This is a genomic window from Escherichia sp. MOD1-EC7003 (assembly GCF_002965065.1).
In the GTDB taxonomy this organism is placed as follows: domain Bacteria; phylum Pseudomonadota; class Gammaproteobacteria; order Enterobacterales; family Enterobacteriaceae; genus Escherichia.
Map to the genome: position 1 here is coordinate 17,977 of NZ_PTRE01000026.1, position 20,447 is coordinate 38,423.

Annotated in this window: 15 protein-coding genes; 10 read left to right on the top strand and 5 right to left on the bottom strand. The window is 52.9% G+C overall.

Annotated elements, in window-relative coordinates; genetic code table 11:
• The first annotated feature begins 485 nt into the window (after positions 1 to 485).
• Together ghxP and A7090_RS04260 are read left to right on the top strand one after the other, a co-directional pair.
• Entirely contained in the window at positions 486 to 1,835 is a 1,350-nt protein-coding gene (gene ghxP, locus A7090_RS04255) for a guanine/hypoxanthine transporter GhxP (protein WP_105273161.1), read from the top strand.
• Positions 1,836 to 1,985: 150 nt separating this feature from the next.
• Positions 1,986 to 3,635, top strand: coding sequence for a Na+/H+ antiporter (locus tag A7090_RS04260; RefSeq protein WP_105273162.1), 1,650 nt, complete (start codon positions 1,986 to 1,988; stop codon positions 3,633 to 3,635).
• A gap of 97 nt (positions 3,636 to 3,732) precedes the next feature.
• Here A7090_RS04260 and actP read toward each other — a convergent pair whose 3' ends face one another.
• The 3 genes from actP to acs form a co-directional block, all read right to left on the bottom strand.
• Positions 3,733 to 5,382 (bottom strand): cation/acetate symporter ActP, encoded by a 1,650-nt coding sequence (gene actP / locus A7090_RS04265; protein WP_105273163.1) that lies wholly within the window; start codon positions 5,380 to 5,382, stop codon positions 3,733 to 3,735.
• Positions 5,379 to 5,693, bottom strand: coding sequence for a DUF485 domain-containing protein (locus A7090_RS04270; RefSeq protein WP_001014565.1), 315 nt, complete (start codon positions 5,691 to 5,693; stop codon positions 5,379 to 5,381). Before A7090_RS04270 ends, actP begins: the two co-directional genes overlap by 4 nt.
• 197 nt (positions 5,694 to 5,890) lie before the next feature.
• Positions 5,891 to 7,849, bottom strand: coding sequence for an acetate--CoA ligase (gene acs / locus A7090_RS04275; protein ID WP_105273164.1), 1,959 nt, complete (start codon positions 7,847 to 7,849; stop codon positions 5,891 to 5,893).
• A 392-nt stretch (positions 7,850 to 8,241) separates the two neighbouring features.
• Between acs and nrfA the strand changes: the two genes are divergently transcribed.
• The 8 genes from nrfA (at position 8,242) to gltP (ending at position 16,272) form a co-directional block, all read left to right on the top strand.
• Complete coding sequence (nrfA, locus tag A7090_RS04285) at positions 8,242 to 9,678, top strand: ammonia-forming nitrite reductase cytochrome c552 subunit (RefSeq protein ID WP_105273166.1); 1,437 nt, start codon at positions 8,242 to 8,244, stop codon at positions 9,676 to 9,678.
• A gap of 44 nt (positions 9,679 to 9,722) precedes the next feature.
• Positions 9,723 to 10,289: a cytochrome c nitrite reductase pentaheme subunit gene (gene nrfB, locus A7090_RS04290; protein ID WP_105273167.1), complete on the top strand. Its 567-nt coding sequence runs from the start codon at positions 9,723 to 9,725 to the stop codon at positions 10,287 to 10,289.
• Positions 10,286 to 10,957, top strand: coding sequence for a cytochrome c nitrite reductase Fe-S protein (gene nrfC, locus A7090_RS04295; RefSeq protein WP_105273168.1), 672 nt, complete (start codon positions 10,286 to 10,288; stop codon positions 10,955 to 10,957). The genes nrfB and nrfC overlap by 4 nt, the downstream gene beginning before the upstream one ends.
• A complete protein-coding gene (gene nrfD / locus A7090_RS04300; RefSeq protein WP_105273169.1) occupies positions 10,954 to 11,910 on the top strand; it encodes a cytochrome c nitrite reductase subunit NrfD in 957 nt (318 codons plus the stop codon). The genes nrfC and nrfD overlap by 4 nt, the downstream gene beginning before the upstream one ends.
• Before the next feature lie 19 nt (positions 11,911 to 11,929).
• Positions 11,930 to 13,648 carry a heme lyase CcmF/NrfE family subunit gene (locus tag A7090_RS04305; protein ID WP_105273170.1) on the top strand — a complete coding sequence of 573 codons (1,719 nt, stop codon included), beginning with the start codon at positions 11,930 to 11,932 and terminating at the stop codon, positions 13,646 to 13,648.
• Positions 13,641 to 14,024, top strand: coding sequence for a heme lyase NrfEFG subunit NrfF (nrfF, locus tag A7090_RS04310; protein ID WP_105273171.1), 384 nt, complete (start codon positions 13,641 to 13,643; stop codon positions 14,022 to 14,024). The genes A7090_RS04305 and nrfF overlap by 8 nt, the downstream gene beginning before the upstream one ends.
• On the top strand, positions 14,021 to 14,617 hold the full coding sequence (nrfG, locus tag A7090_RS04315) for a heme lyase NrfEFG subunit NrfG (RefSeq protein WP_105273172.1): 597 nt from the start codon (positions 14,021 to 14,023) through the stop codon (positions 14,615 to 14,617). Before nrfF ends, nrfG begins: the two co-directional genes overlap by 4 nt.
• 341 nt (positions 14,618 to 14,958) lie before the next feature.
• Positions 14,959 to 16,272, top strand: a complete 1,314-nt coding sequence (gene gltP / locus A7090_RS04320; RefSeq protein WP_105273173.1) for a glutamate/aspartate:proton symporter GltP — start codon at positions 14,959 to 14,961, stop codon at positions 16,270 to 16,272.
• A 77-nt stretch (positions 16,273 to 16,349) separates the two neighbouring features.
• Here gltP and yjcO read toward each other — a convergent pair whose 3' ends face one another.
• Together yjcO and fdhF are read right to left on the bottom strand one after the other, a co-directional pair.
• The gene (gene yjcO, locus A7090_RS04325) at positions 16,350 to 17,039 is read right to left on the bottom strand and encodes a Sel1 family TPR-like repeat protein YjcO (RefSeq protein WP_105273174.1); all 690 of its coding nucleotides are present in this window, start codon (positions 17,037 to 17,039) and stop codon (positions 16,350 to 16,352) included.
• 1,130 nt (positions 17,040 to 18,169) lie between these two features.
• The gene (gene fdhF / locus A7090_RS04330; protein ID WP_105273175.1) at positions 18,170 to 20,317 is read right to left on the bottom strand and encodes a formate dehydrogenase subunit alpha; all 2,148 of its coding nucleotides are present in this window, start codon (positions 20,315 to 20,317) and stop codon (positions 18,170 to 18,172) included.
• Positions 20,318 to 20,447: the final 130 nt, after the last annotated feature.

Below are 20,447 nucleotides of genomic sequence, written 5' to 3' on the forward strand. Positions count from 1 at the left end.
TACACAGGAGGGTTTCCCCCGACGTCAACACACCTCATTCGAGCACGTGGTGGAGGTTCCGGTTGGTGTTGATGCTTTAATTGTATGCCACCGCCGTTGCTTCGCCAGTGTAAAAGTACACTTTTTAGCCGCAATGTTTTTGTCATCTCAGACGATTTTTTATCGCAATTCTGAACGGCATTTGGCTCAATAATTCTGCAATCTTGCGCATCGACGATAACGTTTGCGCATCAATTGCCTGGTTTTTCATCGTCAAGATAATAAAAGAGCAAAAAGCAGCAAACTTTGGTTGAAAAGGCCGCTATGATCGCCGGATAATCGTTTGCTTTTTTTACCACCCGTTTTGTATGCGCGGAGCTAAACGTTTGCTTTTTTGCGACGCACCAAATTGTCGTAAACCAGAAGCAGGAAGATAACGTTTCGCTGGCGGGGGATTGTACGCCACGCATCTTGACGAAAAATAAACTCTCAGGGGATGTTCTCTTATGTCTACGCCATCAGCGCGTACCGGCGGTTCACTCGACGCCTGGTTTAAAATTTCACAACGTGGAAGTACTGTCCGTCAGGAAGTGGTTGCCGGGTTAACAACGTTTCTGGCGATGGTCTACTCGGTTATCGTCGTTCCAGGCATGTTGGGTAAAGCGGGTTTCCCGCCTGCGGCAGTTTTCGTTGCAACCTGTCTGGTTGCCGGACTCGGTTCTATCGTGATGGGGCTGTGGGCTAATCTGCCGTTGGCGATTGGTTGCGCCATTTCCCTGACGGCGTTTACCGCATTCAGCCTGGTGCTGGGGCAACATATTAGCGTACCTGTCGCGCTGGGTGCCGTGTTCCTGATGGGTGTACTGTTTACGGTAATTTCTGCCACGGGTATCCGTAGCTGGATTTTGCGCAACTTGCCGCACGGTGTGGCGCACGGCACGGGGATCGGTATCGGTCTGTTCCTGCTGCTGATTGCTGCTAATGGTGTCGGTTTGGTGATTAAAAATCCGCTTGATGGACTGCCCGTTGCACTGGGGGATTTCACGACCTTCCCGGTGATGATGTCTCTGGTGGGGCTGGCAGTGATCATCGGCCTGGAAAAACTGAAAGTCCCCGGTGGCATTCTGTTGACCATTATCGGTATCTCAATTGTTGGTTTGATCTTCGATCCTAACGTCCACTTCTCCGGCGTTTTCGCCATGCCTTCATTGCGCGATGAAAACGGCGATTCACTGATTGGCAGCCTGGACATTATGGGTGCGCTGAACCCCGTGGTCCTGCCGAGCGTTCTGGCGCTGGTGATGACAGCAGTATTTGATGCTACCGGAACTATCCGTGCCGTCGCCGGCCAGGCGAATCTGCTGGATAAAGACGGGCAGATCATTGACGGCGGGAAAGCACTGACCACAGACTCCATGAGCAGCGTTTTCTCTGGCCTGGTGGGTGCAGCTCCGGCAGCGGTATACATCGAGTCTGCGGCGGGTACAGCGGCAGGCGGTAAAACCGGTCTGACGGCTATCACCGTTGGCGTGCTGTTCCTGCTGATTCTGTTCCTCTCTCCGCTCTCTTTCCTCGTTCCGGGTTACGCAACGGCTCCGGCGCTGATGTACGTTGGTTTGCTGATGCTAAGCAACGTGGCGAAAATCGACTTTGCTGATTTTGTTGATGCGATGGCGGGGCTGGTAACAGCAGTATTCATCGTACTGACCTGTAACATCGTAACTGGCATCATGATCGGCTTCGCAACTCTGGTGATTGGTCGTCTGGTTTCCGGCGAATGGCGCAAGTTGAACATCGGTACGGTGGTCATTGCCGTGGCGCTGGTGACCTTCTATGCGGGTGGTTGGGCTATCTAAGCTTTAATAAGATTCTGAAAACGGGTGGCAATGGCTGCCCGTTTTTATTTTCTCCGCACATTGTGTGAGCTTTTGCGATATTCTGAAAAATGAGAATTCAGGTATAACGCCTTTCTCAGATCATAAAAAAACATCGCAAACAGGGAACGCATGGAAATCTTCTTCACCATACTGATAATGACCCTCGTGGTCTCGCTGTCCGGGGTAATCACTCGTGTCATGCCCTTTCAGATCCCGCTTCCGCTTATGCAAATCGCCATCGGTGCGCTACTGGCGTGGCCGACGTTTGGTTTGCATGTGGAGTTTGATCCTGAGCTCTTTTTAGTCTTGTTTATCCCGCCGTTGTTGTTCGCTGATGGCTGGAAAACGCCGACCCGTGAATTTCTCGAACATGGTCGAGAGATTTTCGGCCTCGCGCTGGCGCTGGTGGTGGTCACCGTGGTCGGCATTGGCTTCCTTATTTACTGGGTAGTACCGGGCATTCCGCTGATCCCAGCCTTTGCGCTGGCGGCGGTGCTTTCTCCAACCGATGCTGTGGCGCTCTCCGGGATTGTTGGCGAAGGGCGCATCCCGAAAAAAATCATGGGCATTTTGCAGGGCGAAGCGTTGATGAATGACGCCTCCGGGCTGGTGTCGTTGAAGTTTGCCGTGGCAGTGGCGATGGGGACGATGATCTTCACCGTTGGCGGTGCAACGGTCGAATTTATGAAAGTGGCAATAGGCGGTATTCTCGCCGGTTTTGTGGTGAGCTGGCTGTATGGTCGTTCGCTGCGATTCCTCAGCCGCTGGGGCGGTGATGAACCCGCGACGCAGATCGTCCTGCTGTTCCTGCTGCCGTTCGCTTCTTATCTGATTGCCGAACATATTGGCGTTTCCGGTATTCTTGCTGCGGTTGCCGCCGGGATGACCATCACCCGCTCCGGTGTGATGCGCCGTGCGCCGCTGGCAATGCGCCTGCGCGCAAACAGCACCTGGGCGATGCTGGAATTTGTCTTTAACGGCATGGTGTTCCTGCTTTTAGGCCTGCAGCTGCCGGGTATTCTGGAGACGTCATTGATGGCGGCAGAAATCGACCCTAACGTCGAAATCTGGATGCTGTTTACCGATATCATTCTGATTTATGCGGCGCTGATGCTGGTCCGTTTCGGCTGGCTGTGGACGATGAAAAAGTTCAGCAACCGCTTCCTGAAGAAGAATCCGATGGAGTTTGGTTCGTGGACCACACGAGAAATCCTGATCGCGTCTTTCGCTGGGGTGCGTGGGGCAATCACTCTGGCCGGTGTGCTCTCTATTCCGCTGCTCTTGCCGGATGGTAACGTATTCCCGGCGCGCTATGAGCTGGTGTTCCTGGCGGCTGGTGTCATTCTCTTCTCGCTGTTTGTCGGCGTGGTGATGTTGCCTATTCTGCTGCAACACATTGAAGTCGCGGATCATGCGCAACAATTGAAAGAGGAACGTATTGCGCGAGCGGCAACGGCAGAAGTGGCGATTGTGGCGATCCAGAAAATGGAGGAGCGTCTGGCGGCAGATACCGAAGAGAATATCGACAACCAGCTGCTCACGGAGGTCAGTTCTCGCGTCATTGGTAACCTGCGTCGTCGCGCTGATGGACGTAATGACGTTGAAAGTTCCGTGCAGGAAGAGAATCTGGAGCGTCGCTTCCGTCTGGCAGCATTGCGTTCTGAACGTGCTGAACTGTACCACCTGCGCGCCACGCGGGAGATTAGCAACGAAACGCTGCAAAAATTATTGCACGATCTCGATTTGCTTGAAGCGTTACTGATTGAGGAGAACCAGTAACGCTTTGGCGGCATAATATTGCCTGACTTAACCTGTAAAAAGGTGCGGTAAATCGCACCTTTTACAGATTGGTCAGGTGACCAGGGGCGAGTGGAGATTAATGCGCACGGCCCTGCTCAACGCCAAGGCCAGTCTGGGAACGAATAAATTGCGCGCGGAACAGTTCACGCTCACGCGCCCCTTCCACTGAATTATCGGTTGCCGAGAAGAACCAGATGCCAAGGAATGCCACGCTGATCGAGAACAGCGCCGGGTATTCGTACGGGAAGATGGCTTTTTCGTGACCGAGGATCTGTACCCAAATAGTCGGGCCGAGGATCATCAACACCACTGCAGTAATCAGTCCTAACCAGCCACCCAGCATCGCACCACGGGTGGTCAACTTCGACCAGTACATGGAAAGCAGAATTATTGGGAAGTTACAGCTTGCCGCGATGGCAAACGCCAGCCCCACCATGAAGGCGATGTTCTGATTCTCAAACAGCACGCCGAGGATAATGGCAATCACACCCAAAATCAGCACGGTGATTTTCGATACCCGCAGCTCTTCACGTTCGGTCGCCCCTTTTTTGAAGACGTTCGCGTACAGGTCGTGAGAAACCGCCGATGCGCCCGCCAGCGTCAGACCCGCAACCACCGCAAGAATGGTGGCGAAAGCAACTGCTGAAATAAAGCCGAGGAACAGGTTGCCGCCCACCGCATTGGCCAGATGAACCGCCGCCATGTTGTTACCGCCAATCAGATGGCCCGCCGCGTCTTTATATTCCGGATTCGCACCGACCAGCATGATCGCACCAAAGCCGATAATAAAGGTCAGGATATAGAAGTAGCCCATAAATCCGGTGGCGTAGAACACGCTCTTCCGCGCTTCGCGGGCATCGCTGACCGTAAAGAAGCGCATCAGAATATGCGGCAAGCCAGCCGTACCAAACATCAGACCCAGCCCCAGAGAGAGCGCGGAGATGGGATCTTTCACCAGTCCACCTGGCTTCATAATATCGACACCTTTCGGGTGAACCGCCATCGCTTCGCTGAACAGATTGTTGAAGCTAAAGCCGACGTGTTTCATCACCATAAAGGCCATAAAGCTGGCACCGAACAGCAGCAGAACGGCTTTGATAATCTGTACCCAGGTTGTCGCCAGCATGCCGCCAAACAGGACGTACATCATCATCAGCACGCCGACCAGCACCACCGCAATGTGATAGTTAAGGCCAAACAGCAGCTCGATCAGTTTACCTGCGCCCACCATCTGGGCGATAAGGTAAAGCGCCACCACCACCAGAGAGCCACAGGCCGAAAGAATACGAATCGGCCCTTGTTTCAGGCGGTAAGAGGCTACATCGGCAAAGGTGTAGCGGCCCAGGTTACGCAGACGTTCGGCAATCAGGAACAGAATGATCGGCCAGCCCACCAGGAAGCCCAGCGAGTAAATTAAGCCGTCATAGCCAGAGGTAAATACCAGCGCGGAGATCCCCAAAAATGAGGCGGCAGACATATAGTCCCCGGCAATCGCCAGCCCGTTCTGGAAACCGGTGATATTGCCGCCTGCGGTGTAGTAGTCATTACGCGAACGTACGCGTTTTGACGCCCACCAGGTAATGCCGAGCGTAAACACAACGAAAATCAGGAACATAATAATTGCCTGCCAGTTCGTTGGCTGGCGCTCTACGGCCCCGCTAATAGCATCCGCGGCGTTAGCTGCGAAAGGGAGTGTGGCGGCAAGCGCCGTCAGAACTCTTTTCATGATGCTTGTACCTCATGCAGGACTTCATTATTAAGACGGTCGAATTCGCCGTTCGCCCGCCAGATGTAGATACCGGTGAGAACAAAGGAGATCACAATCACTCCAACACCAATCGGAATACCGCGTGTGACGCTGGTGTTCGGATTTAGCGGGGTGCCCAGCCAGCCGGGCGCGAAGGCGATCAGTAAAATAAAGCCGATATAAACTGCCAGCATAATAATTGACAGGATGGTGGCAAACCGTTGCCGTTTTTCGACTAACTCCCTGAAATGCGCATTGTCTTCTATCCGCTGATAAATCGTACCATTCATCACAGATTCTCCAGAGGTAATGTAGGGATTGTTTTAATTCCCGCTCCCTTATGGGAGAAGGTTAATGCCCCGCTAACCCTTGCCGAGTGTAGGCCGGATAAGGCGTTATCCGCATCCGGCAATCAATGCCTGATGCGCCGCTGTCGCGTCTTATCAGGCCTACAAACCGTTACCGACTTGTTGTCGGCAATTGTGGGTTACGATGGCATCGCGATAGCCTGTTTCTCTTCAAGCAGCTTCTCGACTACGCCAGGATCGGCAAGCGTCGAGGTATCGCCCAGGTTGCTGGTATCGCCCGCCGCAATTTTGCGCAGAATACGGCGCATAATTTTGCCGGAGCGGGTTTTTGGCAGGGAGTCGGTCCAGTGCAGCACGTCTGGCGTCGCCAGCGGGCCAATCTCTTTACGCACCCAGTTGCGGACTTCGGCGTACAGTTCTGGTGACGGTTCCTCCCCGTGATTAAGCGTGACGTAAGCGTAAATCGCCTGACCTTTAATATTGTGCGGAATACCGACGACAGCGGCTTCGGCAATCTTCGGATGTGCCACCAGCGCCGATTCAATCTCTGCCGTCCCCAGACGGTGACCGGAGACGTTCAACACGTCGTCCACGCGCCCGGTGATCCAGTAATAGCCATCTTCATCACGGCGCGCGCCATCACCGCTGAAATACATATTTTTGAAGGTGGAGAAGTAGGTCTGCTCAAAACGCTTGTGATCGCCAAACAGCGTGCGCGCCTGACCAGGCCAGGAGTCGGTGATCACCAGGCTGCCTTCGGTGGCCCCTTCCAGCGGATTACCTTCGTTATCGACCAGCGCCGGTTGCACGCCGAAGAACGGACGCGTTGCCGAACCGGCTTTCAGCTCGGTAGCGCCCGGTAGCGGGGTGATCATGAAACCACCGGTTTCGGTCTGCCACCAGGTATCAACCACCGGACATCTCTCGTTGCCGATCTTCTTCCAGTACCACTCCCACGCTTCTGGGTTGATTGGCTCGCCCACAGAACCGAGAATGCGCAGCGACGAACGGTCGGTGCCTTCGATCGCTTTATCGCCTTCTGCCATCAACGCGCGAATCGCCGTAGGTGCGGTATAGAGAATATTGACCTGATGCTTGTCCACCACTTGTGCCATACGGGCAGGCGTCGGCCAGTTCGGTACGCCTTCAAACATTAGCGTGGTTGCACCGCAGGCCAGCGGACCGTACAGCAAATAACTGTGTCCGGTAACCCAGCCCACATCGGCGGTGCACCAGTAGATATCGCCCGGATGATAATCAAAGACATATTTAAAGGTCAGCGCTGCGTATACCAGATAACCGCCGGTAGTGTGCAGCACGCCTTTCGGCTTACCGGTAGAACCGGAGGTGTAGAGAATAAACAGCGGATCTTCGGCGTTCATCTCTTCTGCCTGGTGTTGATCGCTGGCTTGCTCAATCAGGTCATGCCACCACAGGTCACGCTCGTCCTGCCAGTCAATTTTTCCACCAGTACGCTTCAGTACCACCACATGCTCAACGCTGGTGACATTCGAATTTTTCAGCGCGTCATCGACGTTTTTCTTCAGCGGAATACTGCGCCCGGCGCGCACACCTTCGTCGGAAGTGATCACTAGCCTTGAGTTAGAATCGATAATGCGTCCGGCAACGGCCTCCGGCGAGAAGCCGCCGAAAATCACCGAATGCACCGCGCCAATACGCGCACAGGCCAGCATTGCGACCGCAGCTTCCGGCACCATTGGCATATAAATCGCCACCACATCACCTTTTTTAATGCCCAGCTCGAGCAGAGTATTGGCGAAGCGGCAAACGTCGCGATGCAGCTCTTTATAGCTGATATGTTTGCTCTGGCTGGCGTCGTCGCCTTCCCAGATGATGGCGGTGCGATCGCCGTTTTCTTGCAGATGGCGGTCAAGGCAGTTCGCCGCCAGATTCAGCGTGCCGTCCTCGTACCATTTAATGGACACATTACCCGGAGCAAAGGAGGTGTTTTTCACCTTCTGGTAAGGTTTGATCCAGTCGAGAATTTTTCCCTGTTCGCCCCAGAAGGTATCTGGTGCGTTAATAGATTGTTGATACATCACCTCGTACTGCTGAGGATTTATCAGGCAACGGTCTGCGATGTTGGCAGGAATGGTGTGTTTGTGAATTTGACTCATGCTTTTGTTCTCCTTGTAGAATGTTAATAATATGTGGCATAAGCGTTAAATGTAGGGGTGTTGGCAGTTTTGTTTAGTATTTGGGCGACAGATCACGCAAAAGTAGAATTGTGCAAATAAACGGCAGGGTAATTTTTGAACGCCACCAACAAAAGTTGATTAATTCTTTGAGGAACATGCAGTTATGCATGCTATTGAAAACGAGGAAGATACAGACTAACTCTAAAGTGGTATTTCACATGCACTTACAATTGATTAAAGACAACATTCATAGTGTGGTTATTTGTTACACATAGGGGCGAGCAATGTCATGACAGTGTAGGTGCGGTTACTGTCGTGAAAAACAATAAAAACTGCCATTGCAACAATGGCGCAATTCGGATGAAGCCCCTATGATAAGGATAAAAATAAACGCACGCCGTATCTTCAGCTTGTTGATTCCTCTTTTCTTTTTCACTTCTGTTCACGCTGAACAAACGGCCACTTCTGCGAAAACAGTAACCGTGGAAGCGAAGAATGAAACCTTCGCCCCGCAGCATCCCGATCAATATCTCTCCTGGAAAGCCACTTCGGAACAGTCGGAGCGCGTTGACGCCCTGGCAGAAGATCCACGACTGGTGATCCTGTGGGCGGGGTATCCCTTCTCGCGCGATTACAACAAGCCGCGCGGACATGCTTTTGCGGTGACTGATGTTCGTGAAACCCTGCGTACCGGTGCGCCGAAAAACGCTGAAGAGGGTCCACTACCGATGGCATGCTGGAGTTGTAAAAGCCCGGATGTGGCGCGTCTGATCCAGAAAGACGGCGAAGATGGCTACTTCCATGGTAAATGGGCGCGTGGCGGCCCGGAAATCGTCAACAACTTAGGTTGTGCCGACTGCCATAACACCGCCTCACCAGAGTTCGCCAAAGGCAAACCGGAGTTAACCCTTTCCCGTCCGTATGCGGTTCGCGCGATGGAAGCCATTGGTAAACCTTTTGAGAAAGCCGGACGCTTCGACCAGCAATCGATGGTTTGCGGCCAGTGCCATGTGGAGTATTACTTCGACGGCAAAAACAAAGCCGTTAAATTCCCGTGGGATGACGGTATGAAAGTCGAAAATATGGAGCAGTATTACGACAAAATTGCCTTCTCTGACTGGACTAACTCCCTGTCGAAAACGCCAATGCTGAAAGCGCAGCATCCGGAATATGAAACCTGGACCGCGGGCATTCACGGCAAAAACAACGTGACCTGTATCGACTGCCATATGCCAAAAGTGCAGAACGCCGAAGGCAAACTCTATACCGACCATAAAATTGGTAATCCGTTTGATAACTTCGCCCAGACTTGCGCGAACTGCCATACCCAGGACAAAGCCGCCTTGCAAAAAGTGGTCGCGGAACGTAAGCAGTCAATTAACGATCTGAAAATAAAGGTTGAAGATCAATTGGTTCACGCTCACTTCGAAGCGAAAGCAGCGCTGGATGCAGGCGCGACGGAAGCCGAAATGAAGCTAATTCAGGACGATATTCGTCATGCCCAGTGGCGTTGGGATCTGGCGATCGCTTCCCACGGCATTCATATGCACGCGCCGGAAGAAGGTCTGCGGATGCTCGGCACGGCGATGGATAAAGCGGCAGATGCGCGCACTAAACTGGCGCGTTTGCTGGCGACCAAAGGTATCACCCATGAAATCCAGATCCCGGATATCTCGACCAAAGAGAAAGCCCAGCAGGCCATTGGCCTGAACATGGAACAAATCAAGGCCGAGAAGCAGGACTTTATCAAAACGGTGATCCCGCAGTGGGAAGAGCAGGCACGTAAAAACGGTCTGCTAAGCCAATAACCCCGTTCCACCTCGCAAGGGGTGGAAAACACAATGGAGTGAATATGAGCGTATTACGTTCGTTATTAACTGCCGGGGTGCTGGCGTCGGGCCTGTTATGGAGCCTGAACGGAATTACCGCTACCCCTGCGGCGCAGGCATCTGGTGATCGCTACGAAGTGACCCAGCAGCGTAACCCGGATGCCGCCTGTCTGGACTGTCATAAACCAGATACCGAAGGTATGCATGGCAAACATGCTTCTGTTATCAATCCGAATAGCAAACTGCCGGTCACCTGCACTAACTGTCACGGCCAGCCGTCACCGCAACACCGCGAAGGGGTGAAAGATGTGATGCGCTTTAACGAGCCGATGTACAAGGTTGGAGAGCAGAATAGCGTCTGTATGTCCTGCCATCTGCCGGAACAGTTGCAAAAAGCGTTCTGGCCGCACGATGTCCACGTAACCAAAGTGGCGTGCGCCAGCTGCCATTCCCTGCATCCACAGCAAGATACGATGCAGACGTTAAGTGACAAAGGACGGATTAAGATTTGCGTCGATTGCCACAGCGATCAGCGCACCAATCCGAACTTTAACCCGGCGTCTGTTCCGTTGCTTAAGGAGCAGCCATGACCTGGTCTCGTCGCCAGTTTCTCACCGGCGTCGGCGTGCTGGCCGCCGTCAGCGGCACCGCAGGGCGCGTGGTGGCGAAAACGTTAAATATCAATGGGGTGCGTTACGGCATGGTGCATGACGAGTCGTTATGCATCGGCTGTACCGCCTGTATGGATGCTTGTCGGGAAGTGAACAAGGTGCCGGAAGGTGTCTCGCGCCTGACGATTATTCGTAGCGAGCCGCAGGGCGAATTTCCTGATGTGAAATATCGCTTCTTCCGTAAGTCTTGCCAGCACTGCGATCATGCGCCGTGCGTTGACGTTTGCCCAACAGGTGCCTCTTTTCGCGATGCTGCCAGTGGGATTGTTGATGTTAATCCGGATCTCTGCGTCGGTTGTCAGTACTGCATCGCCGCCTGTCCGTACCGCGTGCGCTTTATCCATCCGGTTACGAAGACGGCAGACAAATGCGATTTCTGCCGTAAGACCAATTTGCAGGTCGGTAAGCTGCCCGCGTGCGTTGAAGCTTGCCCGACGAAGGCGCTGACGTTTGGCAATCTGGACGATCCCAACAGTGAGATTTCGCAACTGCTGCGCCAGAAGCCCACTTACCGTTACAAGCTGGCGCTGGGAACCAAACCGAAGCTATACCGCGTACCGTTTAAATACGGGGAGGTAAGCCAATGACGCAGACTTCCGCATTTCATTTTGAGTCGCTGGTGTGGGACTGGCCGATTGCCATCTACCTGTTTTTGATTGGTATTTCTGCCGGTCTGGTGACGCTGGCCGTGCTGTTACGTCGCTTTTACCCGCAGGCGGGCGGCGCAGACAGTACGTTGCTGCGAACCACGCTGATTGTTGGGCCTGGCGCGGTGATCCTCGGTCTGTTGATCCTCGTCTTCCACCTGACAAGACCGTGGACCTTCTGGAAGCTGATGTTCCACTACAGTTTTACCTCGGTGATGTCGATGGGGGTGATGCTGTTTCAGCTCTACATGGTGGTGCTGGTGCTGTGGCTGGCAAAAATCTTTGAACATGATTTGCTTGCCCTGCAACAGCGCTGGTTGCCGAAGTTTGGGCTAGTGCAGAAGGTTATGAGCCTGCTGACGCCCGTTCATCGCGGGCTGGAAACATTGATGCTGGTGCTGGCAGTGTTGCTGGGGGCTTATACCGGCTTTCTGCTGTCGGCGCTGAAATCGTATCCGTTTCTCAATAACCCGATCCTGCCGGTGCTGTTCCTCTTCTCCGGCATTTCGTCCGGTGCGGCGGTGGCGCTGATCGCCATGGCGATACGGCAACGCAGAAATCCGCACTCCACGGAAGCGCACTTTGTTCACCGTATGGAAATTCCTGTGATATGGGGTGAAATCTTCCTGCTGGTGGCATTTTTCGTCGGCCTGGCGCTGGGGGATGACGGTAAAGTGCGTGCGCTGGCAGCGGCATTGGGCGGCGGTTTCTGGACGTGGTGGTTCTGGCTTGGTGTCGTCGGGCTGGGGCTGATTGTGCCAATGTTGCTCAAACCGTGGGTGAATCGCAGTTCCGGTATTCCTGCTGTGCTGGCAACGTGTGGAGCCAGTCTGGTCGGTGTATTGATGCTGCGCTTTTTCATTCTCTACGCCGGACAGTTAACGGTGGCGTAAGCCAGAAAAGAGGTGGTTTCTGGACGTATTCCTTCCTGAAGTCGGTTTTCTGGCGTTGTTGTTAAGTCTCGGGGTCAATGTGTTGACCCCGTTAACGACCTTCGCGGGAGTGCGGTTGCGCTGGCCTGCCATGATGCGACTCACTTGCATCGGCATTCTGGCGCAGTTCGCGCTCCTGCTACTCGCCTTTGGCATACTGGCGTATTGTTTTCTCAGTAACGATTTCTCGGTCATTTATGTCGCCCAACATAGCTACAGCCTGCTGTCGTGGGAGCTCAAACTGGCGGCGGTGTGGGGCGGTCATGAAGGTTCGTTGCTACTTTGGGTACTGCTGCTTTCCACCTGGAGCGCGCTGTTTGCCTGGCATTATCGGCAGCAAACCGATCCGCTATTTCCACTGACGCTAACCGTTTTATCTCTCATACTCGCCGCGCTGCTACTGTTTGTGGTGCTGTGGTCCGATCCCTTTGTGCGGATATTTCCACCAGCAATAGAAGGTCGCGATCTCAATCCGATGCTGCAACATCCAGGTCTTATCTTTCATCCACCGCTGCTTTATCTCGGCTATGGCGGTTTGATGGTGGCGGCGAGCGTGGCGCTGGCGAGTTTACTGCGCGGCGAGTTTGATGCGGCCAGCGCCCGAATTTGCTGGCGTTGGGCGCTACCCGGCTGGAGCGCATTAACGGCGGGGATCATCCTCGGTTCCTGGTGGGCCTATTGCGAACTGGGCTGGGGCGGCTGGTGGTTCTGGGATCCGGTGGAAAACGCCTCTCTATTACCCTGGCTTTCTGCCACTGCGCTGCTGCACAGTTTGTCCCTGACACGCCAGCGGGGGATTTTCCACCACTGGTCGCTGTTGCTGGCGATAGTTACTCTGATGTTGTCGCTGCTGGGCACGTTGATTGTCCGTTCTGGCATTCTGGTTTCGGTTCATGCGTTCGCGCTGGATAACGTCCGCGCCGTGCCGTTGTTCAGCCTGTTTGCACTGATTAGCCTTGCGTCTCTGGCTCTGTATGGCTGGCGAGCGCGGGAAGGTGGCCCGGCGGTACGTTTTTCGGGGTTATCGCGGGAAATGTTAATCCTCGCTACGCTGTTGCTGTTTTGCGCAGTGCTACTGATCGTGCTGGTGGGAACGCTTTATCCGATGATTTACGGCCTACTGGGCTGGGGACGCCTCTCCGTTGGCGCGCCGTATTTTAACCGCGCGACGTTACCGTTTGGTTTGTTGATGCTGGTGGTGATTGTGCTGGCGACGTTTGTCTCTGGCAAACGCGCGCAGCTTCCTGCTCTGTTGGCACATGCGGGCGTACTGTTATTTGCCGCAGGGATCGTGGTTTCCAGCGTCAGCCGTCAGGAGGTCAGCCTGAATTTACAGCCAGGTCAGCAGGTGACGCTGGCAGGATACACCTTCCGTTTTGAGCGCCTTGATCTACAAGCTAAAGGCAATTACACCAGCGAAAAAGCGACAGTGGCGCTGTTTGACCATCAGCAACGCCTTGGTGAACTGACGCCGGAGCGGCGTTTTTACGAAGCACGTCGTCAGCAAATGATGGAACCGTCAATTTACTGGAACGGTATCCATGACTGGTATGCGGTTATGGGAGAAAAAAACGGGCCGGGTCGCTATGCATTTCGTTTGTATGTACAAAGCGGTGTTCGCTGGATCTGGGGGGGAGGATTGTTGATGATTGCGGGCGCATTGTTCAGCGGATGGCGAGGGAGGAAACGCGATGAATAAAGGGCTTCTCACGCTACTGCTGTTATTTGCCTGTTTTGCGCGCGCTCAGGTTGTAGACACCTGGCAATTCGCCAATCCGCAACAACAGGAACAGGCGTTAAATATTGCCAGCCAGTTACGTTGTCCGCAGTGCCAGAATCAGAACTTACTGGAATCCAATGCGCCGGTGGCAGTCAGTATGCGCCATCAGGTTTACAGCATGGTGGCCGAAGGGAAAAGTGAAACCGAAATCATTGGCTGGATGACCGAACGTTACGGAGATTTTGTTCGCTATAACCCACCGTTAACCGGTCAGACGCTGGTGTTGTGGGCGCTGCCAGTGGTGTTGTTACTGCTGATGGCACTGCTCCTTTGTCGGGTAAGGGCGAAGCGATGAAACAGCCGCAAATACCGGTGAAAATGCTGACAACACTCACGATATTGATGATATTTCTCTGTATCGGCAGTTATCTGTTAAGTCCGAAATGGCAGGCGGTGCGTGCGGAGTATCAGCGTCAGCGCGATCCGCTACATCAGTTTGCCAGCCAGCAAACTTTGGAAGCGCAGCTTCAGACATTGCAGGATAAAATCCGCGCTAATCCACAAAACAGTGAACAGTGGGCGTTACTGGGCGAGTACTATCTGTGGCAAAACGATTACAGCAATTCGCTGCTGGCGTACCGTCAGGCGTTGCAACTCCGTGGTGAGAACGCTGAACTGTATGCGGCGCTGGCAACGGTGCTTTATTACCAGGCCAGCCAGCATATGACCGCCCAGACTCGCGCAATGATCGACAAAGCCCTCGCGCTGGACTCTAACGAAATTACCGCTCTGATGCTGCTGGCTTCCGATGCGTTTATGCAGGCGAATTACATGCAAGCCATCGAATTATGGCAAAAAGTGATGGACCTCAACTCACCCCGGGTCAACCGGACACAGCTGGTCGAGTCGATTAATATGGCGAGACTGTTGCAGCGGCGATCGGATTAATTACCCGGTGATGAAGATTGTGTTATTGAGTTGTATAAAAAACCATCGAATGAACATGTACCAAAAATAATCACCAATCAGTATTATTGCAGATTAAACAAATAAAAATCTTTCCATAACAAATGGTTATTCATTAATACTGCCATAAACTCGCGTTATTATGCATTAATGCAGCGAAAAGCTGTGTTGTTAAAGGGTTGCGCAACATACCGCGCAAATGATACTGATCATAAGCGTTAAAAAAATTTACAAATCAACGCAACACAATTCATGCCCTGGCAGTATGTCACGTTCTCGCGTTTCTGAACGGGGAACGGCGCTCCATTGAGGAAGTTATTCTGATGAAAAATATAAAATTCAGCCTGGCCTGGCAGATTCTGTTTGCTATGGTGCTGGGCATTCTCCTGGGAAGCTACCTGCACTACCATAGCGACACCCGCGAGTGGCTGGTCGTCAATTTGCTCTCTCCGGCGGGTGATATCTTTATCCACCTGATCAAAATGATTGTTGTGCCGATTGTTATTTCCACGCTGGTGGTGGGTATCGCGGGTGTTGGTGATGCCAAACAGCTCGGGCGTATTGGCGCGAAAACCATTATCTATTTCGAGGTGATCACCACTGTCGCCATCGTCCTGGGGATCACCCTGGCGAACGTTTTCCAGCCCGGTGCAGGGGTGGATATGTCGCAGCTGGCGACCGTCGATATCTCGAAATATCAGAGCACCACGGAAGCGGTACAAAGCAGCTCCCACGGCATTATGGGGACGATTTTGTCGCTGGTGCCGACGAACATTGTGGCGTCGATGGCGAAAGGCGAAATGCTGCCGATTATCTTCTTCTCGGTGCTGTTTGGTCTGGGGCTTTCTTCTCTGCCCGCGACGCATCGTGAACCGCTGGTGACCGTGTTCCGCTCCATCTCTGAAACCATGTTTAAAGTGACTCACATGGTGATGCGTTACGCGCCGGTGGGGGTGTTTGCGCTGATTGCGGTGACAGTGGCTAACTTTGGTTTCTCTTCTTTGTGGCCGCTGGCGAAGCTGGTGCTGCTGGTGCATTTCGCCATTCTGTTCTTCGCGCTGGTGGTGCTGGGAATTGTGGCACGTCTGTGCGGGTTAAGTGTCTGGATCCTGATTCGCATTCTGAAAGATGAACTGATTCTGGCGTACTCTACTGCCAGCTCCGAAAGTGTATTGCCGCGAATTATTGAGAAGATGGAAGCCTACGGTGCACCGGCGTCGATCACCAGTTTCGTGGTGCCGACCGGTTACTCTTTTAATCTTGATGGTTCGACGCTGTATCAAAGTATTGCCGCTATCTTCATCGCGCAGTTGTATGGCATTGATTTGTCCATCTGGCAGGAAATCATTCTGGTGCTGACGCTGATGGTGACCTCGAAAGGGATTGCTGGTGTGCCGGGCGTGTCGTTTGTGGTGCTGCTGGCAACGCTGGGTAGCGTAGGTATTCCGCTGGAAGGTCTGGCGTTTATTGCCGGTGTTGACCGTATCCTCGACATGGCGCGTACCGCGCTGAACGTGGTAGGGAATGCGCTGGCGGTGCTGGTTATCGCCAAGTGGGAACACAAATTTGACCGCAAAAAGGCGCTGGCTTATGAGCGTGAAGTGCTGGGCAAATTTGATAAAACTGCGGATCAATAATTGAAGATTGCCGGGGACATCCACCGGCAATGTGTGGATGCCTGATGCGACGCTTGCCGCGTCTTATCAGGCCTACTTTAACCGTTAGTTAATTTTTCAAACTCTTCACACCCGGTATCAAACCCTTCCATACAGCTCAGGTTCAACCAGTGCAGCGCCTTTTGTTTGTTCTTCTCGATAAAACCTTCTTCACCGTTTAAGAACATCATTCCCGCCCAGTACTCGGAATAACCGGTTCGGGAAATCGCAGAGCTACGTTTGAAATACCAGGTTGCCTTGTCATCGTCTGCCTTAATGCCCACGCCGTTGGCGTAAATCAAACCAAGCAGCATTTGGGCATCGATGGCAGAGTCGTTCTCCTGATCTTCCGAGGCGTTTTCTAACAGCGAAATCGCCTTTGGATAATCTGGTTTACCCGCTTGAGTATTCACCAGAATATGCGCCAGCGTCACTTCACCTTCTTTACTGCCCGCTTGCGCCGCTTTCTCTGCAAGAATTTTTGCTTGTGGATAGTCCAGACTGACCGGGTTGGTGATTTTGAGCTGCGCCAACAGCGCGCAGGCATCGGCATCACCGCTGTCGGCGGCTTTCTGTGCCCAATATTCGGCTTTGCTCAAATCGCCGGAGCTAAACCAGCTGTCGGCAAGAAAATATTGTGCGCGTCGGTCTCCAGCCTCTGCGGCCTTGAGATATTGGCTGCCAGGCTCGGAGCCGTTCGCATGGGCAAAGAATGTCAAAAACAACATCAATGCGATAATTTTTTTCATTTTGATAATACGATTGGGTAGGGAGTAACCAGTATAAAGAGTTCGAATGGATAAAAAAACAGCCTCCAAAAAGGAGGCTGAGAATGATGACAAATGCAAAATTGCCTGATGCGCTACGCTTATCAGGCCTACGTAATCACTGCAATTTATTGAAATTGTATGTTTTGTAGGCCGGATAAGGCGTTCACGGCCGCATCCGGCATGAACAACGCGCACGTTGCCAATAATCTGAGCCTCCAAAAGGAGGCTGAGAATGATGACAAATGCAAAATTGCCTGATGCGCTACGCTTATCAGGCCTACGTAATCTCTGCAATCTATTGAAATTGCATGATTTTGTAGGCCGGATAAGGCGTTCACGCCGCATCCGGCATGAACAACGCGCACGTTGTCAACAATCAGAACGCCACGATCTGTGGCGTTGAGAATGATGACAAACGCAAAATTGCCTGATGCGCTACGCTTATCAGGCCTACGTAATCGCTGCAATCTATTGAAACTGCATGATTTTGTAGGCCGGATAAGGCGCTCACGCCGCATCCGGCATGAACAACGCGCACGTTGTCAACAATCTGAGCCTCCAAAAGGAGGCTGAGAATGATGACAAACGCAAAATTGCCTGATGCGCTGCGCTTATCAGGCCTACGTAATCACTGCAATATATTGAAATTGCATGTTTTTGTAGGCCGGATAAGGCGCTCACGCCGCATCCGGCATGAACAACGCGCACGTTGTCAACAGTCTGAGGCCGTTCAGGAAGCGGCCTGAGAATGATGACAAACGCAAAATTGCCTGATGCGCTACGCTTATCAGGCCTACGTAATCTCTGCAATCTATTGAAATTACATGGTTTTGTAGGCCGGATAAGGCGTTCATGCCGCATCCGGCATGAACAACGCGCACGTTGTCAACAGTCTGAGGCCGTTCAGGAAGCGGCCTGAGAATGATGACAAACGCAAAATTGCCTGATGCGCTGCGCTTATCAGGCCTACGTAATCTCTGCAATATATTGAAATTGCATGTTTCTGTAGGCCGGATAAGGCGTTCACGCCGCATCCGGCATGAACAATGCGCACGTTGTCAATAATCTGAGCCTCCAAAAGGAGGCTGTTGGTTGTAAGAGAAACAGTATTACGCCAGTGCTGCTTCGCGTAGGCGAGTTTTCAACTTGTTGTACTCGTCAATCACGTACTGCTCAGCGGCGCGCTGATCGGCGATCGGCTCGACGCGTACGGCGCAGTATTTGTATTCCGGCGTTTTCGTAATCGGGCTTAAGTTTTCGGTAACCAGCTCGTTACAGGCACCAATCCACCACTGGTAGGTCATGTAAATCGCCCCTTTGTTCGGACGATCGCTAACCTGCGCACGGGTGATAATTTTGCCTTTACGCGAGTGCACCCAAACCAATGCCTCATCTTCAATACCCAGACGTTTGGCGTCTTCGGTATTGATTTGTGCGTAGCCAGGTTCATCAGCCAGCGCCGCCAGTGCCGCACAGTTACCGGTCATCGAACGGCAAGAGTAGTGACCGACTTCACGCACCGTTGACAGTACCATCGGATACTCGTCGGTGAGTTTGTCGATTGGCGCTACCCAGTCGCAGGTGAAGAACTGCGCCAGACCATTCGGGGTATCAAACTTCTCTTTAAACAGATAAGAAGTTCCCTGATCGGCATCTGAAGTATCGCGGCAAGGCCACTGAATGAAGCCCAGTTCGCCCATTTTCTCGTAAGTCGCACCGTAGAAATCCGGGCACAGATGACGTAACTCATCCCAGATCTCCTGGGTATTGTTGTAGTGCATCGGATAACCCATACGGGTGGCAATTTCACTGATGATTTGCCAGTCCGTTTTCAGATCCCACTTCGGCTCAACGGCTTTGAAGAAACGCTGGAAGCCACGGTCAGCCGCAGTAAACACACCTTCATGCTCGCCCCACGATGTTGACGGCAAAATGACATCTGCCGCCGACGCGGTTTTGGTCATAAAGATGTCCTGAACGATGACCAGTTCCAGATCTTCAAAGGCTTTACGTACTGCCGACAGCTCCGCGTCAGTTTGCAGCGGATCTTCGCCCATAATGTACGCGGCACGCACTTCGCCATGCGCTGCACGGTGCGGCAGCTCGCTGATGCGATAGCCGTTATGCGCAGGCAGGCTTTCCACGCCCCAGGCTTTGGCGAATTTCTCGCGGTTTTCCGGGAACTTAACGTATTGATAGCCAGGATAAGTATCTGGCAGCGCACCCATATCGCAGGCACCCTGCACGTTGTTTTGACCACGAACCGGGTTTACACCCGCATGCGGCTTACCGAGGTTACCGGTCAGCATCGCGAGGCTGGTCAGAGAACGCACGGTTTCCACACCCTGGTAGAACTGGGTTACACCCATGCCCCACAGAATGGCTGCACTTTCTGCCTGGGCATACATCCGCGCCGCCTGACGAATCTCACTGGCGCTAACGCCGGTGATATCTTCAACCGACTCTGGCGTGTAGCCTTCAACGATTTTACGATACTCTTCAAAGCCTTCTGTGCGAGAAGCGACGAACGCTTTGTCGTACAGATTTTCTTCAATAATGACATGGCCCATTGCATTCAACAGCGCGATGTTCGAGCCGTTTTTCAGTGCAATGTGCATGTCAGCAATGCGCGCGGTTTCAATTTTGCGCGGATCGCAGACGATAATTTTCGCCCCGTTACGTTTAGCGTTAATTACGTGATTCGCCACGATTGGGTGGGAATCAGCCGGGTTGTACCCGAAAACAAACACTAAATCGGTATTATCAATTTCGTTAATAGCATTGCTCATTGCGCCATTACCGACCGATTGGTGCAGACCTGCAACCGATGGGCCGTGTCAGACGCGAGCGCAGCAGTCAACGTTATTGGTACCAATAACGGCGCGCGCAAATTTTTGCATTACATAGTTGGTTTCGTTACCCGTACCACGCGAGGAGCCGGTCGTCTGGATGGCATCCGGACCGTACTTCTCTTTGATGGCGCACAGGCGCTCGGCAACGTAATTCAGTGCCTCATCCCAGGAAACAGGTTCGAGTTTGCCGCCACGCTGGCGACGGATCATGGGGGTTTTCAGGCGCGGGGTCAGGATCTGGGTATCGTTAATGAAATCCCAGCCATAATAACCCTTCAGACACAGGGTACCCTGATTGGTTTTCCCCTGCGCTGCCTCCGCCCGGACGATTTTGCCGTTATCGACGACCAGGTTGATTTTGCAACCTGATGCGCAATAGGGGCAAACCGTGACGACTTTTTTCATCGGTCTCGCTCCAGTTAATCAAATCACGCATACGCGCTCTCGACCACAGTATGCATCTTTTATGCCACATTTTATTTGGGGTCATTCCCTGATGTTACGGGCACTATTTATTTAAAACTCTGACGAAAAA